12 protein-coding genes are annotated in these 23,994 nt (G+C 44.4%); 7 read left to right on the forward strand and 5 right to left on the reverse strand.

All coding sequences use genetic code 11. The features are described 5' to 3' along the window. The first annotated feature begins 36 nt into the window (after nt 1-36). Nucleotides 37-1,635: a hypothetical protein gene (locus BSEL_RS04495; protein ID WP_013171817.1), complete on the forward strand. Its 1,599-nt coding sequence runs from the start codon at nt 37-39 to the stop codon at nt 1,633-1,635. A gap of 625 nt (nt 1,636-2,260) precedes the next feature. Beyond that, nucleotides 2,261-3,601, forward strand: a complete 1,341-nt coding sequence (locus BSEL_RS04500) for an RNA-guided endonuclease InsQ/TnpB family protein (RefSeq protein WP_013171818.1) — start codon at nt 2,261-2,263, stop codon at nt 3,599-3,601. 263 nt (nt 3,602-3,864) lie between these two features. Here BSEL_RS04500 and BSEL_RS04505 read toward each other — a convergent pair whose 3' ends face one another. Next, complete coding sequence (locus BSEL_RS04505; protein ID WP_013171819.1) at nt 3,865-4,239, reverse strand: hypothetical protein; 375 nt, start codon at nt 4,237-4,239, stop codon at nt 3,865-3,867. A 180-nt stretch (nt 4,240-4,419) separates the two neighbouring features. Here BSEL_RS04505 and BSEL_RS04510 point away from each other — a divergent pair, with 180 nt between their 5' ends. Continuing rightward, nucleotides 4,420-4,782 (forward strand): LytR/AlgR family response regulator transcription factor, encoded by a 363-nt coding sequence (locus tag BSEL_RS04510; RefSeq protein ID WP_232970508.1) that lies wholly within the window; start codon nt 4,420-4,422, stop codon nt 4,780-4,782. 245 nt (nt 4,783-5,027) lie between these two features. Here the strand turns inward: BSEL_RS04510 and BSEL_RS04515 are convergent, their stop codons facing one another. Beyond that, nucleotides 5,028-7,967, reverse strand: a complete 2,940-nt coding sequence (locus BSEL_RS04515; RefSeq protein WP_232970494.1) for an ATP-binding protein — start codon at nt 7,965-7,967, stop codon at nt 5,028-5,030. A 3,325-nt stretch (nt 7,968-11,292) separates the two neighbouring features. Between BSEL_RS04515 and BSEL_RS16970 the strand changes: the two genes are divergently transcribed. The 3 genes from BSEL_RS16970 to BSEL_RS18270 all read left to right on the forward strand — a co-directional run bounded on the left by BSEL_RS16970 (nt 11,293) and on the right by BSEL_RS18270 (nt 18,866). Further along, complete coding sequence (locus tag BSEL_RS16970) at nt 11,293-16,743, forward strand: DUF7507 domain-containing protein (protein WP_177304811.1); 5,451 nt, start codon at nt 11,293-11,295, stop codon at nt 16,741-16,743. A 453-nt stretch (nt 16,744-17,196) separates the two neighbouring features. Beyond that, entirely contained in the window at nt 17,197-18,024 is an 828-nt protein-coding gene (locus BSEL_RS17980) for a reverse transcriptase domain-containing protein (protein ID WP_232970495.1), read from the forward strand. A gap of 632 nt (nt 18,025-18,656) precedes the next feature. Further along, entirely contained in the window at nt 18,657-18,866 is a 210-nt protein-coding gene (locus tag BSEL_RS18270; protein ID WP_041581748.1) for a transposase family protein, read from the forward strand. Between the two features lie 589 nt (nt 18,867-19,455). Here the strand turns inward: BSEL_RS18270 and BSEL_RS04540 are convergent. From BSEL_RS04540 to BSEL_RS04550, 3 genes are all read right to left on the reverse strand, one after another. After that, nucleotides 19,456-21,504, reverse strand: coding sequence for a methyl-accepting chemotaxis protein (locus tag BSEL_RS04540; RefSeq protein WP_013171824.1), 2,049 nt, complete (start codon nt 21,502-21,504; stop codon nt 19,456-19,458). Nucleotides 21,505-21,763: 259 nt separating this feature from the next. Further along, entirely contained in the window at nt 21,764-22,063 is a 300-nt protein-coding gene (locus tag BSEL_RS04545; protein WP_013171825.1) for a transposase, read from the reverse strand. Nucleotides 22,064-22,096: 33 nt separating this feature from the next. Then, nucleotides 22,097-23,230 (reverse strand): response regulator, encoded by a 1,134-nt coding sequence (locus BSEL_RS04550; RefSeq protein WP_013171826.1) that lies wholly within the window; start codon nt 23,228-23,230, stop codon nt 22,097-22,099. 173 nt (nt 23,231-23,403) lie between these two features. Between BSEL_RS04550 and BSEL_RS04555 the strand changes: the two genes are divergently transcribed. Further along, a complete protein-coding gene (locus tag BSEL_RS04555; RefSeq protein ID WP_013171827.1) occupies nt 23,404-23,589 on the forward strand; it encodes a hypothetical protein in 186 nt (61 codons plus the stop codon). Nucleotides 23,590-23,994: the final 405 nt, after the last annotated feature.

Below are 23,994 nucleotides of genomic sequence, written 5' to 3' on the forward strand. Positions count from 1 at the left end.
AATGGAGTCAGATGATGAGGAAAAGGATGTTTTGTAATGAGAAGAGTAACGTTTCAGGCAGTTTTGATCATTATGACGTTTGTTGTCCTGTCCGGTTGCGGATTCAACGGTTCGGCTCTGTTCGCCGAAGAACCGGAACTTCTTGGATCTCTGGACGATCTTGAACTGACAGTCGAGGCAGAAGGGAAAAAGACGCTCTTGAATGTAACGGAACAAGAGATCTATGGCGGAACGGATCAGACGTACCTCTGGCGCCTTCATTCAGGGGAGGCGTCGGTTCATCTCGAGGTGACGGTGCGTGATTTTTCCGATGGCGAAACGATGGTGTTTGCCCGGATGATCAATCGCGGGAACCAGCCTGCAAAGGCAGTGCTTCATGTGACGTCAGAAGAGGGACAGCCGGACAGCCGGCTGCTTTATCCTGATGCGGATTTTGAGCGTGACCATGATCCGACGCTCGGCTATGACGAGACCAGCTTCCCTGTCGGGATATGGTCGTTTCAGGCTGGAGATCACGTACTCGCAGATCTCATGATCGGGCGGAATCATCTGTCAAAGGAGCTCGTGCATCTATATGAAGACGGGGCAAAGAGTGTTTTGCGTGAGTTGACAGCTGAGAGAAATCCCCTTACGTATTCAGCGACCGGACTGGAGATTGAACTGTTATCAGATGGAGAAGACCTGTCTGAATTCTGGATGATGGTGTCGAATGAGCGGCTGTTTAAAGCAGAGAGCCATTTTGACGAATGGCAGGGATACAGCCGGGAACATTACAAGCGTGTGAATAAATGGTATACAAGAGATGGTGCATACCGGAAGCTGCCCTGGTCAATCCAGCCATTCACTGAACAGGGATTTGGCAGAAACCTCGGGACGATGCAGGAAGACGAGGCACTGAGACGGTACAGGGAAACGGGCGAACGATACTTCCGGACGCTCGTTTTTAACAGTCTCGCAGATCTCATGGCCTATCGGTCTGCCGGTGAACCGGTCTGGAAGACGGAATATACGAGCACCTGGCTTAAGGATCAGTGGGGGACGCGGGCCCCTTTTGCCGATACGCGGCATAATGAGTCGATTGGTTTATTTCTGTTGGAGACATCGATCCTCTTTGATGATCCGGATCTCTTGAATGAAAGCAGGCAGTATGGCAGATTTTTGCTCGAACAAAGGGTCAGTGGGAATGTAATCGATGTCGGAGAGGGGCATACGTTCATCGCTGACTATGACGGGGTGTTTGATGACGGCGTGACGCATGCTTCACTGAACCATATCCTGAGTGAGATGAATTATCTGCTTATGTCCTACTTGCATGGAGCGGATGCCGCTTTTAAGGAGCTGGCCATGGATATGAAAGAGGCTGTGGTCTACACCGCCCCAGACTGGATCAGAGATAACGGGGATCTCTGGTATCAGATCAATCCCGATCTAACATATGAGGGGAATGACTATCCTCAGCTGACGCTGTCAGATCTCCTTACGTCACAGATCTTGCTTCAGGAACTGGGGTATGAGCGCAACGATGCATTTGATGAGCTGATTGATTCCAAAATGGCTTACTTAACTGAAGAAGGAATAGGATTCTCGGATGAAATTCATGACTTGCTCGATGATCTGTCGGATTTAAAGAGGTAGGGGGGGAATAGACGTGAGCGGTAAGAAGAAGTAGTGGCTGGTTTGCTCGTGTGACATTGTCTGGATGATGATCGTGGTCGTAGCAGATGCAGTAATACTGTGTTGTGCATGCAAGAGGTAGTAAACACATCCATGATCAGAACGGAAGGTTCAGGAAACGGCGAGGAGGCAGGCAACTTGCATGTTAACAATAGCTGGTGAGGGCAGGTTTTGATCAATAGAAATGTCAGCACACTCGATTTTTGCCGGGCTGTGAAGTCATTGTTAGCATTTAGTGTGATGATGCTGTTTTGATAATGTTCGAAGCCTATGTAGATCCGCATTGCCCGCCGCAGGGGAGAGACGGCGACGTTTTCCATGGGAAAACGTATGAAGTCGTGTCCTCCTTTTTAGATTTATCATCACTAGGCAAGAAGACTCCATCTGATTCGCGATACGGGCGTCAGCCCAGCGATTCAGGTGGAGATGAATTGCCATCAGTCTTACGACTGATAAGTGTTTTAAACGAAAGAACAAGCGTTCGTAAATATATCTAGTTTCTATTTTTGTTGAATGGTATAATAAGTGGTATAGAAGTAAAAAAATAAAAACAATCCATTCGAGGTCGGCAAAGGAGGTGACAAAAATGGCTAGGAAAAAACCGGTCAAAGTGTTACGCAAGAAAAAGAAAACAGCCAATGTCCAACGCTTCACCCAAAAACAGAACATTGGTCGGAGCACCCTTAGCGCTAGAGAGTTTCGACTTCTGCAACGCATGTCTCATAGTTCCAAGGCTTTGCGAAATGTAGGCTTATATACGATTAAACAAAAGTATTTAAACGAAAACAAAATGGCAACAACAAAAGAAATAGACAGCGCAATGAAGGCCGATATGAACTATTTTGGCATTCAATCCAACTCCGTACAAGCGGTTCGAAGAACCTTGCTCAGTGAAGTAAAGAGCTTCTTCGAAGCGTTAAAGAAATGGAAAGAAAACTCTGAAAGTTTCACGGGTCATCCAAAATTTCCAAATTATTCTCGTTCCACGGCTAAACGCGTCATCGAAATCTATCAAGTCCCCAAAGTCGATAAGGACGGGTATTGGAACATTCCAATGAACGCTGATTTCAGGAAACGTTTCGGCTCCATAAAACTGCGAATGCCGAAGAATTTAATCAATAAAAAGATTTCTTACATTGAAATCGTACCAAAGCAAAACGGTCGGTTCTTTGAGGCTCATTATGTATATGAAGTTCCAGTGCCTCAAATGAAGATACAAAAAACGACAACAAAAGCTTTGGGTTGCGATTTAGGTGTAGATTATCTTCTCAGTTGTGCAACAAATCAAGGAGACACCTTTTTGGTTAACGGAAAGAGGTTAAAATCCATCAATCAGTACTTTAACAAAAAGATAAGTCGATTAAAACAAAAAAACATCGAAAACGACTTGTCGAAACGCATCGTTACGAATCAAATGGCCTCTCTGTGGCGTAAACGAAATCTCCAAATTGATGGCTACCTTTCACAAACCGTAGGTTTGTTGTTCAAACAGATAAAACAACTGAATGTCGATACCGTGGTAATCGGTTATAATGCCGGTTGGAAGCAAGAATCAGGCTTGGGGAAGAAAAACAATCAAGAGTTCGTACAAATTCCTTTCCACAGATTGATTTCGGCTATCGAGAATAAGTGTCTCAAGGAAGGCATCCCTTTCGTTAAGCAAGAAGAGAGTTACACGTCTAAAGCCAGTTTTCTGGATAATGACGATATTCCGGTTTGGATAAAAGGCGACGACACAAGATATTCCTTTAGCGGGAAACGTCTATACCGCGGCTTCTATCGCTCTGAAAACGGACAATGCATCCACGCCGACATTAATGCAGCATTAAATATCCTTCGGAAATCTCAAGTAGTCGAATGGGATGAAAAAACACAAATAAAAACGCCTATGATCATGGACGTTCAAAAACGTAAAGCTGTTGCTTAGCGCATAGCCTAGTGGGTGCGTCAATCATCCATGTGTACTCAACTTTTGTTGGGGCTTGTAGCACACGCCAGCTATATGCTGAGTGGTGGTTTCTTCCGTAAGGAAGAACTGCTCTTCTTCGGAAGGGTGGTGCAAGTGGGAAAGCGATAGTACGTCGCCAGTACCAACCAAAAACAGTGATTTGAGAAGAATCATGCAGAGCGTCAACCTTTGCAAGAAAAGACCTGCATGGCTATATCAAGCCTCCACTGAAACGTTGTACCTCAGTGGGGGTTCGTTGACGTTCGAGAGGGTGGTTTTTGATTTGAAATACGCCGGGTGCGTATTCCGGATGATCCGATAGTTACATTAAAAATAATGGCCTGTCCGATATTTTGATTACTTGGATCAAAGCGGATGCCGGTGATCCCTTTTGTTCCGAAAATAGAAGAGATCATGGATTGAAGCGTGTTTACAACAGAAGAAGCAGAAGCCTCTTTTGTGGAATGGGGTGGTTTTTTATGCGAGGAATCATGATCAGCCTGCGCATTTGTTTTTAGTTGGTCTTTGGATGTGCCCGTTCTTGGTGAAGTCAGCAGCTTGAATAATATAATGCCTGAGAACACACTGATCAGAGCAGCGAGGTAATGGTTTTTCATACGTGATTCCTCCTAATGGAATAGATAAATGTTACATTAGTATAATCGATGGGTGCAAGAAACACAATTGAACGATAACTTCCTGAATGTGTACAGTTTTTGTAAAGGTGAAAAAGTTATGATAAAACTTAATTTGCAAATTTGTGGTACGCAGAGAGTGGAGGAATTGTCTTGCGAGTAATGGTCGTTGATGATGAAATATTGGCGATAAGCTATATGAAAAAACTCGTATCACGCATTTCGGCAGTTACTTTAGTATTGGGTTTTGATCGAGGGGAGACAGCACTGAGTTATCTGGAAAAAGAAGCTGTGGATTTGATTCTTCTGGATATACAAATGCCGGAGATCAATGGTGTAGTCATGGCAGAGAAAGTGAACAGATTATATCCGGGCATAGCCGTCATATTTGTCACAGCAAATCGCGACTGTCCTATTGATGATTTAGAGACAAATGTTGTGGATTGTTTGATTAAACCGGTTCGCTTTGAACATTTATGCAAAACGGTCGAAAAGTATATGAGTCGGAACAGTGGTGTACGGTAAGTTATCCGTTGTTCGGCAGGATTTAAGGTCTATTATTGTTTTCATAGTAGATCGGAGCATTTGATAGATAAACGGATTTTGAATAACTGAGTGGTTCGAACGTGATAAGAGGATCGATCAATAAACGCACCGGTGCAGTGTCTGTATAAACTGCACCGGTGCGTTTTGTTCTTTGTGATGGAGTCATGAAAATGAACCGGTGAAGGCAAGGATTTGTTATGTGTTACAGGCATAAAATCGTTTGGCTAAGGAAGATTGATACGAATGATGATTCCGCCTTCAGGGCGGTTTTCAATCAGGAGCCCTTCGTGATTTATCGTCTTCATCCGCCTATGTGCGTTAACTAAGCCGATCCCTATCGAATGCTCTGTCTCGTTTGTCAATCTCTTGCGAAGTTCCTCAGCCTTACCAGGTCCATTATCGGATATCGTAATGAAGGAGCCTTCTGATGAACGTCGTGCATAAAAATGTACTTCTCCAGTGCCCTTTGACTTAAGTGCGCCGTGATTAATGGCATTTTCAACAAGGGTCTGAATGGCAAGGCGCGGAACGTAGATGTCCTGTTCGTCAGCGATATCAACGGTAACGTGTAATCGATTTTGAAATCGAGTCTGTTCGATAAACAGGTAAGGTCTGATCAGATTCATTTCTTCTTCGAGTGTCACAAGACCCGATATTTCAGGTATTCGGAAACTGAATTTCAAATAATCACCGAATTCAAAAAGAAGGTCGGTCATTCTGTCCGGGTCAGTCTGTCCTAATGAAGCGATGGCGTTCAGCGTATTATACAAAAAGTGAGGCCGAATTTGTGATTGCAGCAGAGCGGCTTCAGTTTCAATTTGCTTAAATGCGGAATGTTTCATGTCTGTCAGTGTCTTCACCCGCGCTTTCAGCTCCGAAATTTCGACCGGCTTACTGACGTAGTCATTGGCGCCTGCCTCAAATCCAGAAATGATATCGGCCGCATGGTAGCGGGCTGTGAGAAGGAGGACGGGCAGCGTGACAAGATCATATTGCTTTCGAATCTCTTCTGTGAATTTATAGCCGGACATCACAGGCATCATGACATCACTGATCACGAGGTCGAACTGGTTCGCTGTAAGCAAATTTAACGCAGACTCTCCGCTCGTTGCTTTCGTGATGCGGTAATCGGATTCAAGGGCTCTGCCGATCAGATCAATATTCACTGGATCATCATCGACAATCAGAAGATGTCTGAGATCCTTTTTTGCCTCCTCTTTTTCTCTTGCTGGCTGCTCAAGTGAAGTTGAAGGCGGTTGTTCCACGAGTGGTGTACCGTTGACGCCTTGGACATCTTTGGAGACAGGCCATTGCAGTTGAACCGCAGTTCCAGCCCCTTCTTCGGATGTCATGGTGAAGCATCCATCATGTAAGCGGGTCAGCTCTCTGCTTATATTCAGCCCAAGACCGATTCCCCCCATGATTGGATCAGCTCCCTGTTCATAAGGCTGCATGAGGCGATCGAGATCACTCGAGGGGATTCCTGTTCCTGTATCGGTAATCTTGATGGAGAGAGAATCCGGGTTATTTGAATGAGCAATCGTGATGGAGACTTCTCCTTGGTCGGTAAACTTCACTGCATTGTGCATCAGGTTATAGATGATTTGAAAGAAGCGTTCCTGATCCGCATGAATCATTGGCAGATTTTCGTCGGCGTAAACGGAAATTCGCACATCCTTACTGACGATTTGGTATCTGAGGATGTCTGCGATGGTACGGGCTGTCGAAGCGGCATTGACGGGTTCAGGATGCAGTCGGATCCGGCTTTCTTTTAACAATGTAAAATCTCTGAGGTCATCAAGAATGAACTTCATCTGATTCCCGATTTTCCGGTTCAGTTCAAGTTCTTCTCTGATGGCTTCTTTCGGTTTCGTTTGGAGCTGATCGAGTATCGTATCGGTAATGGTAAGCATGCCGTGGAGCGGGTTCCGCAGTTCGTGAGCGGTATTGGCCAAAAACTGATCTTTGTTTGCTTCATTTTGGATAATGATATTTGCCTGATGCCGGTTTTCCTTCGTAATGTCTGAGTGCTGCTTCAAGACAAGACCCATCAGTGCCATCATCGAGAAGACGAAATCAGCAGGATAAAACGGGAATTGAAGGACGTTCAGTTTTATCAGTACGCCCCATAAGCTATTGGATGTATAGGCGAGTAAGAAAGCAAGAATAAAATAACCATATTGATTTCCGTGAAGGATCGAACGAACGGTCAGCGTAATCATCGTAAGAATGAATAAAGGAAACATCATCATCGTAACGATGGTGAAAGTGAGGTATTGATCAATCGGAAAGATTAACGCGACGACTGCATAGCTCACAAAAAAAACAGAGACGGTTTTCATCACTATTTTTGGGAGCTTTACAATTACAGATACGATCAGAAACATCACGTAAAGAGTCAGTACAAATACAGTCAGTAAAATTTTTAATGATAATGGAAGAGAAACAGGTAACGTAAGAAGCACTTCGTCATCCAAAAATACCCCGGATGCAAACATAAACAGCATCAATCCGAACAGAAGAAGAAGATTGTTCTTACGTTCTCTCGACAGCACATAAAGGACGAAGGCATAGAGGGCGTGCAAGAGAAGAATGAGCCCTGCGGCGAGCTGAAGGCCTTTTGAGACTGAGGCGATTGAATCGATTGTTTCAGAGGAACCAATCAGTACATCCCGCTCAAGTCCACCCCTCATACCAAGGGTATGGTTAGTCACAATCACAAGCAGCTCCAGTTCGTCCGCATCATCTGGATGAAAAGAGACATCGACAGGACCATAGTCCATTCCCCGCGTCCCTGGTTCTGTATCCAGGTCGTTAAAGGTGTATATGAGTTCACCGTTTGCGTATATTTCTGCGGCTGTATTGATCTCATAAAAACGAAGTCCTATGTCTGAATCAAGGTTCGAGGGCAGTTTCAATGTCAACATATACGTTGCTTCTCCAAGCAGATTATCACCGGTGTCCATTGCGTCATGGTACCAGGATTCAGGAACGGGCTGAGTCTCATGGGTATCCGGTATGTTCTCTGGGAGAATCCTCTCATTCGGAAAAAAGCGCCATTCGCCACTGAGACGGTATATACGGTCATCGTCGAACGATGCACCGCTCATATCGAGGTAGCCGTCGGTGACTTCCGCAAATGACTCTTCTTGGAAGATATGCATCCATCCAAATCGTAAACCTGTGAAAACAATGAGGCAGGCAGTAAAGATAAGTAAAATTGTACGGACCGATTTGATGGTTGGCATAGGCTTATCCTTTCATAATGGAGGTGAGCGACGGTTGAATACCTTGAATATCAAACACGGTTTATGATTGTCTGAAGGTCATCAGCGGCAGGACTTTGTAATGATAACTTTACCTTACAGGGTGGCTTCTTTCAATCGAAAGTTTGACTCCTTGTTTACGGGGGTTTGAAGGGAATGTTCATATAGTGGACTTAGGTCTGACCCTTCGCGGTCATTAATGCTTATTTATTACATTTTCGCAAAGTGACTGTCGATATTAAATGATACCGTGGCGAAATTCTTATTCATCTTCAAAATAGATTGGTTAACAGATGTAATCATGGCTCATTAAGTTTTTTTATCATCACTAGGCGAGAAGACTCCATCTGATTCGCGATACGGGCGTCAGCCCAGCGATTCAGGTGGAGAGGAATTGACCGCTGAACTGGTCTACAGAACACTTCGATTTTGATCAAACCGATTATACTGAGTACCGACTCCAAAGCGAACGATTTGTAGAATTGATGGTAGCCGGTCTGTTTACCGATCAGAACTCCGGTGCCGAAATAGGCGAACATATAGTTCGTGAAAAGTGGGACAGATACTCAAGATAAACATTTTTAACAGAAACAACCTACCAATCATTTTAGAGTGGCAGGTTGTTTCTGTTTAATGAGCTTAGATTTCTCTTGTATAGAATTTGTATAGTAGCCGGGAGTAGTATTAGATCAACACTAATAGTTGTATTGCATGAGTACTAAAGTCACTGTTGGCTCTTGTCTGTAAAGTTGTTGGAATCGAATAAATTCAACGCTAACTGTTTTGTAGTAAGAAAAGGGGGATAATTATGAAAGCGAATCGATTTGTATCATGGGTACTGATTTTATTACTGATCTTCCCACTGATCACGCCTGCTATGCAAGTTACAGCAGAAGATAATGATGGAAAGGGGGAAGATGTTGAACTTGAGCTGTTCACAGAGGAAGAAACGAGTCTGGAAGAGGACGGCTTAGAGGATCGTTCGAAAGAAACAAATGAACCTGCCTCTGACGAAGAATTATCTTCGCAGAATGCGTCATCAGGCGAGGGCAATGAGGAAGAAGAGACTGGCTTAGAAGAGAACGTGTCAGAAAATGATTCCGAAGAAACAAATGAACAGACAGCTGATAACGAATCATCTCAGGATGTTTTATCGAGCGCCAGTGAAGAAGAAATAACCGATGATTCATTTACTTCAGAAGAGAGTAAGGACGAATTAATTGAGACTGCAGATACTTCTGACAGTACGAGTCTCGTGATATCGTCGGATGATGATAAAGATCAATACTGGACTGGGGAACGCGCAAATTTAAGAGCACTGATAGATATTAGTACACTGGAAGAAGATCAAGATGGTGCGTTTCTGGAAATCAGGTTCCCTGAACAATATATAGAAAACGTTATCGCGTCTGATATTGGGCTGCAAGAATCTAAAACGATAGAGTCAATCGATGGTTATAAGGTTATCCGGTATAATCTCCAAAGAATTACTGGTGGGTTGCAAGTGCAGATCCCATTTGCCGTTGTTTCAAAGAACGGTGAAACACCAGGCGGGTACAAACTTCCTGTATCTGCCGCTTTGTTTAATCAAGACGGTGAGGTTTTAAACGAATCTCAAGAGTTAGAGCTTACTTATAACGTAGGTGAATCGAGACTGGAAAAATCGGTTCAAACCACATTTGGGGACACTATTCGTTTCGAATCTCGAAATGGTGTTGAAGTATATGGATTGGGACTGGATCCGAATGATCCTACAAGAATCGATCCAAATAGTGATACGTATGTAAACTTTAGATTTCGAATGAACTCCAGTGGTCCGAGCAGACCAAATCAAACGGGAAGTAGATTCTACGAAACATTTACTATCGTAGACACGTTACCCACTGGAGCTGTATTCGATCAAGAGGCTAATCCGGCATGGATATATAATGAAGAGAATCATACAGCTACGTTCATCTCGCCTGAAGGCAGTTATCGATTTCCGGGCGCACTGGTAGAAGTTCCAAATTTGAAACTTAGATTTCCCGGGCAGGCAATCAGAACAAACGTAACGAACAGGGCTGAAATAACTGCAGTTCCACTTAATTCTCCTGAAGATTTGGATGAACCTGACGTGGTCAGCGAAGACCCCATCACGTTCCAATTTGGCGACAAGCCTTTAGGACCACTGTTCGATAAAATTGTAGATGGTGCCATAGCTGGCCAGCAGGAATCGCCTGAACCAAGGATGATTTTAGACTTAGACAGTGAAAAATCAGAAGAGTTTACCTATAAGATCCGTATGCGAAACAATGCCACAGTAAACATGAACAATATCCAAATTAGAGATTTTGATTTAGATGAACGAATGATGTTTAAAAGAGTCGTATTTCCAACAAACACGATGTTTGAAGGTGCATTTCGTTTAATCTCCATAAAAGAAGATGGGACCTCCGAAGTTGTTGTAACGGATGTAACGATGCCAAATGATGGTTTATTATCGATAGATATGCCAGAAGACACGGTAGAGTTCATTTTTGAGTCATTGGATGGCGCTTACATGAGTCAAAGTTTTAATTTTTTTGAAATGTCTGTAGTTGTAGAATTGAAAGACCCTGAAAATGTTTTTTTTGACGAAAATGCCGATACAAACAGACTCTGGAATTATGCAGAATTAACGACGGGATTCGAAGGCCTTCCAAGTGATACAACCATGGTAGAGAGTGATCAAGATTATTTCTTCCTGACGCCTTACGATCCTATGGTACAAGTAGCTAAAGACAGGTTCGGAGGTACTGCAACGAGATTTATTGGAGATATAGTTAATTACCGCATAAGAGTGTTCTCCCCGGCAGTGAACGCTGTTCACACAGATGATTCAATAGAGGCACAGTACATCTTGGATTTATTGCCTCGAGGCGTCGAATACGTTCAAGGCAGTTCGCGGATCGGTTACTCATCTGATCATCCGGAAAGAGAGAGTGCATATATATGGCCTGACCCTGAAGTTATTGAGAATTATAAAAATACCGGAAGAACAGCTGTAAAGTGGACGTTCTCAGACTCGATTCCTGGGAACTTAACTCCAGGGAGATTCTCAGATGGGGAAAGAATGGAGTACTTCGTCATAAATTATCAAACAAGAATTACTGCATTAGCCCAAGAGGGTACCAATAGAAACGATGTATATATGATATGGGAAAATAATGAGGACATAAAGCCGGTTAACTCACGAGCTGATTCCATGGATATTGATGGTGATGGCAACACCCAGGAGCGCATCGCTCACGCTCAGGCAACGTTCTCTTACACCGCGCCAAGAGAAACAGTTATAACAAAGCGGGTAAAGGGTTCCTTAGATCAAGCCTTTGTATCGAATCCAAATAGTGGATTGACGGTACCTGATGGAGCGGGGGCGTATGAACTGATTGTTCTGAACAGTTCAGATCGTGACTTAGACTCGTTTTCATTGATAGATGCCTTACCTCGAGTTGGAGATCAGAGGTTAGTCAAAAATAATAATGGTGTTCTATTAAACAGAAACAGTGAATACCCGGTTTTACTCGATGGGCCGATTGAAGTCCCTGATGAATTCACAGTTTATTACAATACCGATGACCCTGTCGGAGATGCTGCGGTATATGAAGCACAGTCAGGCTGGACAACGGAGGTATCCGATTACAGAAGCATAAGAGGATTTAAAATCGTGCTGAGTGATGGTAACACGGTCGGAACCAACGAGTTAATTACTATAGAAGTACCGATCTATGTTGAAGATACGGACACCTTATCATTCAATGATGAAGCAGTTAATTCATTTGCATTAAGTACAAATCAGGGTAGCTACATCGAATCCAACTTAGTTCGTCTCAGAGTAAGACCCGAAGCGGCTAATCCTGATTTAACGGTTGAAAAGTCGGCTAAGGTAATGCAAGCAAGTGAAAATGGTGGTCCAGGTGCTCCAGGTGCTCCAGGTCGTCCAAGTGCACCTTTATCAGTAACAGGATTTTCAGAAAGTGAAACATCTATATCTAACCTAAGCGAAGATAGATATAATGAAATTGGTGATGTCATCGAGTATATAATCCGAGCAGCTAATACAGGAGATTCCGTTCTGTATAATGTAGGAATAACTGATGATAAAGAAGGATTATTTAGTACGAGCTACGCTGTATTTAACTCTGACGGAGAATCGACAGGTAATACTGTTACGAATGGTCAAGTGACATTGGAGCCCGGTCAATATCTACAAATGAGAGCTTTATATTCAGTCACTGCTGAAGATGTAGAAGCTGGACAAATTATAAATACAGCTTCTGGAGAGGGTGTTCCTGGAATAGGAGAGCCCCCGGTAAATGATGACGATGATGCGATCGTGTATGGCGAACAAACTCCGGCAATTGCACTTGAGAAAACGGCAGACAGAGATGCATTAGTGGTCGGAGAAGACGTCACTTATACCTTCACGGCAACGAATACGGGAAATGTGACATTGGCAGACGTAGTGATCACAGATCCGTTAACGGGGCTATCTGCCATCACGTATCTCACGATTGATGATGAAACGCTCGAAGACGGTGATGCGATTACGATGCATCCAGGCCAAGTCCTTGTCGCTGAAGCGGCTTATACAGTGACACAGGAAGACCTAAACGCCGGCAGCTTGTATAATTTGGCGACGGTAAGTGGAACACCGGAAGACCCGGACGCACCTGAAGTGAGCGATGACGATGATCATACGATCACAGGCGAACAAACTCCGGCAATTGCACTTGAGAAAACGGCAGACAGAGATGCATTAGTGGTTGGAGAAGACGTCACTTATACCTTCACGGCAACGAATACGGGAAATGTGACATTGACAGACGTAGTGATCACAGATCCGTTAACGGGGCTATCTGCCATCACGTATCTCACGATTGATGATGAAACGCTCGAAGACGGTGATGCGATTACGATGCATCCAGGCCAAGTCCTTGTCGCTGAAGCGACTTATACAGTGACACAGGAAGACCTAAACGCCGGCAGCTTGTATAATTTGGCGACGGTAAGTGGAACACCGGAAGACCCGGACGCACCTGAAGTGAGCGATGACGATGATCATACGATCACAGGCGAACAAACTCCGGCAATTGCACTTGAGAAAACGGCAGACAGAGATGCATTAGTGGTTGGAGAAGACGTCACTTATACCTTCACGGCAACGAATACGGGAAATGTGACATTGACAGACGTAGTGATCACAGATCCGTTAACGGGGCTATCTGCCATCACGTATCTCACGATTGATGATGAAACGCTCGAAGACGGTGATGCGATTACGATGCATCCAGGCCAAGTCCTTGTCGCTGAAGCGACTTATACAGTGACACAGGAAGACCTAAACGCCGGCAGCTTGTATAATTTGGCGACGGTAAGTGGAACACCGGAAGACCCGGACGCACCTGAAGTGAGCGATGACGATGATCATACGATCACAGGCGAACAAACTCCGGCAATTGCACTTGAGAAAACGGCAGACAGAGATGCATTAGTGGTCGGAGAAGACGTCACTTATACCTTCACGGCAACGAATACGGGAAATGTGACATTGACAGACGTAGTGATCACAGATCCGTTAACGGGGCTATCTGCCATCACGTATCTCACGATTGATGATGAAACGCTCGAAGACGGTGACGCGATTACGATGCATCCAGGCCAAGTCCTTGTCGCTGAAGCGACTTATACAGTGACACAGGAAGACCTAAACGCCGGCAGCTTGTATAATTTGGCGACGGTAAGTGGAACACCGGAAGACCCGGACGCACCTGAAGTGAGCGATGACGATGATCATACGATCACAGGCGAACAAACTCCGGCAATTGCACTTGAGAAAACGGCAGACAGAGATGCATTAGTGGTTGGAGAAGACGTCACTTATACCTTCACGGCAACGAATACGGGAAATGTGACATTGACAGACGTAGTGATCACAGATCCGTTAACGGGGCTATCTGCCATCACGTATCTCACGATTGATGATGAAACGCTCGAAGACGGTGATGCGATTACGATGCATCCAGGCCAAGTCCTTGTCGCTGAAGCGGCTTATACAGTGACACAGGAAGACCTAAACGCCGGCAGCTTGTATAATTTGGCGACGGTAAGTGGAACGCCGGAAGACCCGGACGCACCTGAAGTGAGCGATGACGATGATCATACGATCACAGGCGAACAAACTCCGGCAATTGCACTTGAGAAAACGGCAGACAGAGATGCATTAGTGGTCGGAGAAGACGTCACTTATACCTTCACGGCAACGAATACGGGAAATGTGACATTGACAGACGTAGTGATCACAGATCCGTTAACGGGGCTATCTGCCATCACGTATCTCACGATTGATGATGAAACGCTCGAAGACGGTGATGCGATTACGATGCATCCAGGCCAAGTCCTTGTCGCTGAAGCGGCTTATACAGTGACACAGGAAGACCTAAACGCCGGCAGCTTGTATAATTTGGCGACGGTAAGTGGAACACCGGAAGACCCGGACGCACCTGAAGTGAGCGATGACGATGATCATACGATCACAGGCGAACAAACTCCGGCAATTGCACTTGAGAAAACGGCAGACAGAGATGCATTAGTGGTCGGAGAAGACGTCACTTATACCTTCACGGCAACGAATACGGGAAATGTGACATTGACAGACGTAGTGATCACAGATCCGTTAACGGGGCTATCTGCCATCACGTATCTCACGATTGATGATGAAACGCTCGAAGACGGTGATGCGATTACGATGCATCCAGGCCAAGTCCTTGTCGCTGAAGCGGCTTATACAGTGACACAGGAAGACCTAAACGCCGGCAGCTTGTATAATTTGGCGACGGTAAGTGGAACACCGGAAGACCCGGACGCACCTGAAGTGAGCGATGACGATGATCATACGATCACAGGCGAACAAACTCCGGCAATTGCACTTGAGAAAACGGCAGACAGAGATGCATTAGTGGTCGGAGAAGACGTCACTTATACCTTCACGGCAACGAATACGGGAAATGTGACATTGACAGACGTAGTGATCACAGATCCGTTAACGGGGCTATCTGCCATCACGTATCTCACGATTGATGATGAAACGCTCGAAGACGGTGATGCGATTACGATGCATCCAGGCCAAGTCCTTGTCGCTGAAGCGACTTATACAGTGACACAGGAAGACCTAAACGCCGGCAGCTTGTATAATTTGGCGACGGTAAGTGGAACACCGGAAGACCCGGACGCACCTGAAGTGAGCGATGACGATGATCATACGATCACAGGCGAACAAACTCCGGCAATTGCACTTGAGAAAACGGCAGACAGAGATGCATTAGTGGTCGGAGAAGACGTCACTTATACCTTCACGGCAACGAATACGGGAAATGTGACATTGACAGACGTAGTGATCACAGATCCGTTAACGGGGCTATCTGCCATCACGTATCTCACGATTGATGATGAAACGCTCGAAGACGGTGATGCGATTACGATGCATCCAGGCCAAGTCCTTGTCGCTGAAGCGGCTTATACAGTGACACAGGAAGACCTAAACGCCGGCAGCTTGTATAATTTGGCGACGGTAAGTGGAACACCGGAAGACCCGGACGCACCTGAAGTGAGCGATGACGATGATCATACGATCACAGGCGAACAAACTCCGGCAATTGCACTTGAGAAAACGGCAGACAGAGATGCATTAGTGGTCGGAGAAGACGTCACTTATACCTTCACGGCAACGAATACGGGAAATGTGACATTGACAGACGTAGTGATCACAGATCCGTTAACGGGGCTATCTGCCATCACGTATCTCACGATTGATGATGAAACGCTCGAAGACGGTGATGCGATTACGATGCATCCAGGCCAAGTCCTTGTCGCTGAAGCGGCTTATACAGTGACACAGGAAGACCTAAACGCCGGCAGCTTGTATAATTTGGCGACGGTAAGTGGAACACCGGAAGACCCGGACGCACCTGAAGTGAGCGATGACGATGATCATACGATCGGGGTTATTGAATCAAATGCAAACGTTGCGTTAACCAAGGTGAATGAAGAAGGAGACCGTCTTGAAGGTGCCGTCTTTGAATTGCGTAACGAAGATGGAGAAGTCATTTCATCAGCGCACAGTACAGACGAAAATGGGCAGGTTTTCATTTATGGGTTATCGGATGGCGAATATTCATTCGTTGAAACAAAAGCACCAGAGGGTTACATCCTAGATGAAACACCGATTGTGTTTACTGTAAACACACTTCAAGAAACGCTTATTGAATTGGATGTCCTGAATGTAAGAGAAGTCGAAGAATCAACAGAGGTTCCCGAAACAACTGATCCGGTGAATCCACCGGAATCAGGTTCGACAACACCCCCTTCTAATGAAGGAACGGACGAGAATCCGGAAACAGAAGTTATAGAGACTCCTGGAATTGATGAGACCCTAGAGAACGAAAGCTCCGGTACTCCGGAAGTTGCGGAAGAAGAGAAACAAAGCAGTGAGGAAGATCGTGAGCAGGAAGTGATGAGCGGCAGCCCACCTTCCGCCCAGACCCTTCCTCAAACAGGATCGACATACAGCTGGTTGATGGTCATTACTGGATTGATGCTCTTGATGATCGGTGGTATGATGGTTCAACAGAATGGTCGATTTAAGAAAGAGAAGTAAAATTTGAAGGAATACAATATAGGACAGCGTCAGGAGATCTTGAGGATTTCCTGACGCTGTTTTGCTGGTGTGCCGGGCATGCACTGTATCTTGGGAGTGAAAGTCTCCTGTGGGCTTGGCAGTAGGAACCACTAGTCAATGGCAAGGGTGTCCACCGTGAGGTGGAATCTGAAGGAAGCCGGCGACAAACTCCTGTACCGAGGAACACGAATCATATCAGGCACAGTCGGGGCGGATGAGTCTGCCAGACAAGATAAAGTCCGATACTGCCCGAACCCCACTGTGTAAATATGGCGGCGATAGGATGAAGGAGACAGTGCTTACCCCGGGAGGTCTTGCAAGGGTTCCCGACAATAAGGATGTAACATCCTTCAGGAACAAGCGGATTAGCGATATGAAGCTGAATTGCAAGAAGTCAGCAGAAGCCATAGTAATCCCCAACGGGGATGAAGGGTGGAACATGAGTGTCTTTTAACAAATGGATTTGGCAGCATTGCGAAGATCACAGAAAACGTTGAGAAAACGGCTGTCTGCAGAGGGATACGCTGGAAGCGGGAGAGTGTGCAGAAGCGTGTAGCGAGCTGGAAAAAGAAAGGAGTTGAAAGAGGTATGCATTTGATTGAACAGGTAGTAACCCCGGCAAACTTAAATATGGCCATGAACCGGGTGATTCAAAACAAAGGAAAACCGGGTACGGATGGTATGACAGTCGATCAACTGGAAGACCATGTAAGGAAATACGCCATACCACTCATACAAAAGATCAGGAACGGCAGTTATCAACCGTTACCAGTGAAAAGAGTGGAAATCCCTAAAGGGAACGGGAAAATGCGTGAACTCGGAATTCCGACAGTAAGGGACCGTATGGTCCAACAGGCCATTCTTCAGGTGATTGAGTCCATCATTGATCCACATTTCTCCGAATACAGTTATGGATTTCGACGCGAGCGAAACGCGAAACAAGCGATCAAGCAAGCGGCCGCTTTCTACGACGAGGGATATCGATTTGTAGTCGATGTGGATCTCGAACAGTACTTCGATACCATCCCACACCAGAAACTGATGAATGTGTTTAAGGAAATGATCGAAGACCCTGTTATTCTGACGTTAATCTGGAAATTTCTCGAAAGTGGCATTATGGAGGGTCTTAACTGGAACGAATCTAACAACGGAGCGCCTCAGGGCGGCAACCTTTCCCCATTATTGAGCAATGTATACTTGAATGAACTGGACCAAGAACTTGAAGAACGAGGCCACCGGTTTATTCAGGTATGCGGATGACTTTGCATTTATGTAAGGAGCAGAAGAGCTGCGGAGCGCGTGCTCCGCAATACAACAGACTTTCTCGAACATACACTGAAACTGAAAGTGAATGAGGAAAAAAGTGCTGTTGGCTCACCGATGAAAAGAAAGTTTCTCGGATTCTGTCTCCATAAAATAAATAACGAAACAAAATGCAGGCCCTCACAGGCTTCTAAGAAACGCTTCAAGGAAAAGCTCAAATACGCCACGAGGAGAAATCAAGCAAATTCTTTTTCCTTCATCATCGTTTAAGGCAACTGATTTGGAAACAGTGGAGGCAAGTGAAAACCCGATACAGAAACCTTATGAAATACGGAATCGAATCTGAAGAAGCCTAGAAAATGGCGAATACTCGAAAAGGGTACTGGAGAGCATCGCTTAATCACGTTCTTCATAAAGCCATAAAAGTAGAAAAGCTCGCAGGTTGGGGCCTTAAAGACCTAAGCCAACTCTACGAGCGTGCATACTCAGCTTACTGAACCGCCGTATACGAGACCCGTACGTACGGTGGTGTGAGGGGACGGGGGCTGTGAAGCCCCCCCTCCTACTCGAATTAAGCGTCAAAAATCCGGCTCTATAATGAATGTGGTGGTGTTCCCTTTATCATAGGAATGTTGGGGATTAAAGACGGGAACGTGAAGGTTTGGGATGTCTCTTACGAAGATGAGCAGACGCTGCGAGCGGACCTTTGCACAGAGAAGAGAAAGCAAAAATGTCCGTCATGCGGCAATAGAACAAAACGGGTCCATAGGTATCGAAATCAGAAGTTCCAAGGGCCAAGACTGTTGCAGGAGAAAGAGAGGCTCAATCTTCGCAAATGACAGTAACAAGTCTCATACGTTTTCTTGAACGGAAAAGTATGGTTTCAAATTATCATTGTTCATACAGCGCTAAATGAGATTATCGATATTCTTTCGAATTGGAAGTTGGATTATAGAGGGAAAATTGTAAGCCTTGGAAGCTGGTGCGTGTGAATTCGTCATAATGGGCGGCTCCTGTCAAAGTGATACAAGAGCTCGGTACGTGACCTGCCGGGTGATCCCTGACATCGCAGCCCGGCTTCAATTCATGAGAAAAATCTATTAGACGCCAGACCGGGTCAGGCGTGAAAAAAGGGAAATGTAGATGTATCGATATAAAGGGCCTGAAATCAGGAAATGAGAGGGGATGTGATCAAGAACTGTTTTAAAGTATGAACGGTTAGCGCGATACTAGTAAGAATATATTTTCTGAAACCGATGACAGTCAAAATGCGTTCGTCAACTATCCAGTGCTTAACGACCTCGGATCCTTGTGTGGTGTAACTGAACAAATCAGTAGCGTTCAAATAAGAAAAACAGCTCTTTATGCCTGCTGACAGGCATCAGACGTGGCTAGAGAGCTGTAAGGTTCGAAATTAGAAAGGGTTTGTTAATCCGTTGAGAACTGTTTAATCAGATGCTGAAGTTCTTCCCCTGAGAGCCTGAGGTTTTCAGCGGACTCCACTATGGAACGAACGGCTTTCAGCTGTTCTTCACTTGAGCCGTTGACCGCATCGGCTAAAGCTGCATTTTCTTCTATGATTGCGGCGATATGACCGATGGCATCGACGACATTGTTTTTATACGTATCAACATGGTCAATTTCAGCGATGATAGTCGATGTTGTTTCTATCATCTCCACATTTTCTTTGGCAATGGATTCAAAAGCACTGATGGTTTCTTCTACAACTTCCAACTGTTGATCAGATGTTTCTTTTGAAGAAAATACCCAATTCTCGAGTTCTTTGCCCTCCGTTTGTAAAATCGTTATTGAATTCGTTATATCTTTCGCTGAATTAGAAGTTTCTTCAGCCAGTTTACGCACTTCATCAGCGACCACGGCAAACCCTTTTCCATGTTCACCTGCGCGGGCAGCTTCAATGGAAGCATTAAGTGCAAGGAGATTTGTCTGTTCTGAGATTTTTCCGATCGACCCAACGATTTCTCCAATTAGATTCATTTTTTCATTGAATCCGGAAATCACTTTTTCGACATCCTGTGCGATTTTCGATGAGTGCTGTGACTGGCTTCGTAATCTGGACATCTGATTTATTCCTTTGTCATTCAGTGATTGCATCGCAGATGCATGTCTTGCCAACTGTTGGGCCTTTTTTACAAGGATGGTAAGTTGGTCGGATAAAGAGAGAGTCGTTTCATTTGTCCGCTCTGCATGAGAGGCCGCTTCATTCGTTCCGTCGGCCATTTCAGAAATGGAGCGGCTGATTTCTTCAGTAGTAGCGGTGGTTTCTTCCGATACTGCGCTCAGTTGCTCAGTGGCATCTGATACGGTTTCGATCGATTTTCTGACGGAACCGACGACAGTCCGGAGGTTCTTTACCATATGGTCAAAATTCACTGTCAGTTCTCCAATCTCGTCTGAGTTGACAGGATCGATCGTCACAGATAAATCACCTGTAGTGACTTCTCGGACTTTATTATTTAACAGTATCAGAGGCTGTGTCAGTTTTCTTGAAAAGAGATAGCCGTACACGAGAAACAGGATAATCATAGTGATCGATATCAAAGCGATCCGAATCATCAATGTACCGAGTTCTTCGTACATATCATGATGTGGAATAACAACTCCGAGTGTCCAGTCGAGTCTTGGAAGGTATTGATAATATACAGATGAATCATCACCTCTGTATGAAAGTTCGACTACGCCTGTTCCTGAATCGGACAAGTGTAACGAGAGGGCGGCAAGGTCTTGATCTTCAGAGAGAGACATCAGGGTGTCATCTGTCTCTGAATGATCAGTATGAACCAGAAACTGTGCGTTGGCATCAAGGAGAAAAGCATGGCTGTCATAACCTGTGTCAATGGATTTCACAAGCTCTTTTAGCTGGTCAATACGCACCTCACTCGAGACCGTTCCGAGAATATCACCTGTGTTGCTGAACATCGGAAAACTCGTGGTGATCAGTGTTCCGTTGAGACTTTCGGAAAAATAAGGTTCAGTCCAGACTATGTCCTCAGCTTCGAGGCCGGCTAAATACCAGTCGTGCGTATGAAAATTATATGCGGGATCTTCAAACTCGTCGGTATAAATTATTTGACCATCTTCTTCAAAGGCATAGGGTCCAAAGAATTCAATATCATCATCGTATGCGTAAGGTTCAAACCAGACGCCGATTCCAAGGGTATCCTCATTCAAAGCGGTGGCTCTGCCAAGTAATGCATAGTATTCATCACGGCTTAGGCCATTCTTCAGTTCTCCAGCCGAAGCAGCAACACTTTCTCCGATGAGTTGATGGTTATGGAGCCTCGAATCGAGGTCCTGAATGGCATTTTCGACAGTGGCATTGATTTTTTCTTCAATTTGAATTTCCAGCCCGGATGTTGCAAATGAATAATTTAAATAAGATGTTGTGAATATGACGGCAACAGCCAAGATGACAAAAACAAACATTTTACGTTGGATACTGCTTTTACTTTTCATGCTTTTTCCCCCTATGAAATTATTTGTTGCGAGATACAAAGTATACATAATGACAACATTTGCTCATTAAAGGAATGATCATAAATGATCATAATCGAGCGGACTGAACAAAAACTATACAAAATCTCAAAGGACGTGACTCGACGATTACATAGCCTGACTGCCATCCAGTCTCACTCGATTGCATACAGTTCGTTCCACAGCAAAAGACCACCCGATTTTCCTGAGTGGTCTCTTGCTGTGTTACTTATTCGTTTACCTATTCTATACTGCGCACAGGGGACTTCTTAAGGGCGATCAGTTCTTTCTTCAGCTGTTCAATCTCTTTTTGGACTTCCTTAATATCGCTCTGTGAAGGTTCAATTGCAAGATCAGATGTAATGCGTTTGTCGATCAGCTCTGTTGCACCGCCTGCTTTGTAACGCTTTATCCAGCGGTAAAGGGTATCTCTGTGGATCCCCATCTTTTGAGAGACACTGATAACGGACTCTCCTTCTTTTAATACTTGTTTAATGGCAGTTTTTTTATCCTGAAGTGAATAATTGGATTTTTTTCTCAATGGGAACACCTCCTTGGCATCATCTGATGATGGTTAATTATTAATAGTGCGTCCGACTCTCCATTCCAAATACCAATCAGCAATCTCATCTCCCGGTTCGGTTCCGAGTTCTTCATCCAGATTTTTCGTGAGTTCAAGATAATATTCTTCGACTTTGGCTTCATTGGACTCGTAATGGGCGAGCTTCATCAAATAAAAATAAGCTTCTTCGTTCACCGGATCCCGTTCGGTCACTTTAATGAACCAGTATTTTGCTTCGGCAACTTTGAAGCGTCGAAAGTAAAAGTGAGCAAGAGATAAAGCGATTGAAATCCAGTACTGATCATATTGATCCGTTCTTGAATCAGCCCATAAATATTGATACGAGGATAAATAAGACCCTTTATTAGCATGCAAAATATTGGAATATTCAATCGTCGACTGTTCTGTCAATGGAGGCATTGCGGTAATCTTTTTGTACCAGTCGAAAAGATCGATGCGACAATGATTTGTTTGCAGCATATAGCAGCCGTTTTTATTGATAATTTTCATAAAGTCACTATATTCACTGATGATTTTTCGAATATGATAAATCGTGGTGTACATTTGCTGAGAGGCTTTGCTGTCTTCGGTTCCTTCCCAAATGACATCGATGATATGGGTTTTCGGAACGGGCTTATCAACGTGATGAAGTAAGTATAAAAACAGTTCAAGTGATTTGGATGTACGCCAATTGAAATACACATGCCTGTTACTGCCAAGACTCAGGGAAAATTCATTGGCGACACTGATATCGATATGCTTTGATATATTCTTTTTTGGTTCAATTTGCTTGATCTTCTCGAGTCTTTGAATCGTTCTCGAAAGCCGGTCAATGTTGACGGGTTTGACGATATAGTCAATGGCGTTCACTTCGAATGCTTTTAGTGCATAATCTGAACTGGCGGTGATAAATACAATTTCAATTGAGGGGTTTTCTTCAAGAATGATCTCTGCTAACTCCATGCCATCAATTCCGGGCATGTGAATATCCAAAAATATTACATCGACATGATTGTTTTTAATAATATTCATCACATTTTTTGGTGATTCGGTACTGGAAACATGTTTGACTGAATGGTACGAATACAGGCTGGTTCCAAGCGTACCGATTATAACTGGGTCATCATCTACGATTAATACATTCATTTTTATCGCACCCCTACTCTTTTACTTACAGTGTAATCGAACAAAATCTACAAATTCTCTACAAGTTCCTTTGAATGGACATACGTAAAATATATTGGAGAGATAGTATGCAACAAGGATTTGTATAGGAAGAGGATGTACAGTAAAAGGAGAAAGTTCAGGGAGGTGAAACGATGAGAGAAGATAATCTGGTGTTGCTGATTACAGATGTGGAAGGAAATCAGTACAGTCCAAAAAGTTTGGTGATTGAACAGATATCGTTTCAGACCAGGTTTTCCGATATGAGCAAGGCTATTGAGGAATGTGTCAAGATTAAATCTATATATAAAGAATTGAATCTGTCTATTCATTTTGAATAGCCGGTTGATGAGCAGGCTCAATCGGTTTCGGGTTTCAGTTCTCTTTAGGCATCCTCTATAGTATAGAACGCTCGAGATAAACGAAAGATCAGCTTTTTTGTTTCAGTTGTCTAAGGGTGCTCTGCGTTAAGAAAGAGAGTGGCGGTGAGCGGACAGTTATTCATGCGAAACAGCTCTGAGTGTATATGCTCAGGGCTTTTTTGGTACCTCGATGCTGACCCGTTCCTAGTCCTCAAATTTGAAACGGTGATGGCGCTAATGAAAATGTGTAGAGGTATTGTAGAGAAGGAATGTTTACGATAGCAATAGATTTCAGGAGTCAAGATACGATCCGGCAATTAACATCGGTTCAAAGAGTAAATGAATTTTGGCAGGGTCTCAGGAAAGGAGAACAAATATGTCTGA

The organism is [Bacillus] selenitireducens MLS10, from assembly GCF_000093085.1.
Classification (GTDB): domain Bacteria; phylum Bacillota; class Bacilli; order Bacillales; family Salisediminibacteriaceae; genus Salisediminibacterium; species Salisediminibacterium selenitireducens.

What these genes read in the sequence shown, in the direction of transcription:
- BSEL_RS04495 (WP_013171817.1), top strand. Translation starts at nt 37, where the DNA reads ATGAGAAGAGTAACGTTTCAGGCAGTTTTGATCATTATGACGTTTGTT.
- BSEL_RS04500 (WP_013171818.1), top strand. Translation starts at nt 2,261, where the DNA reads ATGGCTAGGAAAAAACCGGTCAAAGTGTTACGCAAGAAAAAGAAAACA.
- BSEL_RS04505 (WP_013171819.1), bottom strand. Translation starts at nt 4,239, where the DNA reads ATGAAAAACCATTACCTCGCTGCTCTGATCAGTGTGTTCTCAGGCATT.
- BSEL_RS04510 (WP_232970508.1), top strand. Translation starts at nt 4,420, where the DNA reads ATGGTCGTTGATGATGAAATATTGGCGATAAGCTATATGAAAAAACTC.
- BSEL_RS04515 (WP_232970494.1), bottom strand. Translation starts at nt 7,967, where the DNA reads ATGCATATCTTCCAAGAAGAGTCATTTGCGGAAGTCACCGACGGCTAC.
- BSEL_RS16970 (WP_177304811.1), top strand. Translation starts at nt 11,293, where the DNA reads ATGGATATTGATGGTGATGGCAACACCCAGGAGCGCATCGCTCACGCT.
- BSEL_RS18270 (WP_041581748.1), top strand. Translation starts at nt 18,657, where the DNA reads ATGTTGGGGATTAAAGACGGGAACGTGAAGGTTTGGGATGTCTCTTAC.
- BSEL_RS04540 (WP_013171824.1), bottom strand. Translation starts at nt 21,504, where the DNA reads ATGAAAAGTAAAAGCAGTATCCAACGTAAAATGTTTGTTTTTGTCATC.
- BSEL_RS04550 (WP_013171826.1), bottom strand. Translation starts at nt 23,230, where the DNA reads ATGAATGTATTAATCGTAGATGATGACCCAGTTATAATCGGTACGCTT.
- BSEL_RS04555 (WP_013171827.1), top strand. Translation starts at nt 23,404, where the DNA reads ATGAGAGAAGATAATCTGGTGTTGCTGATTACAGATGTGGAAGGAAAT.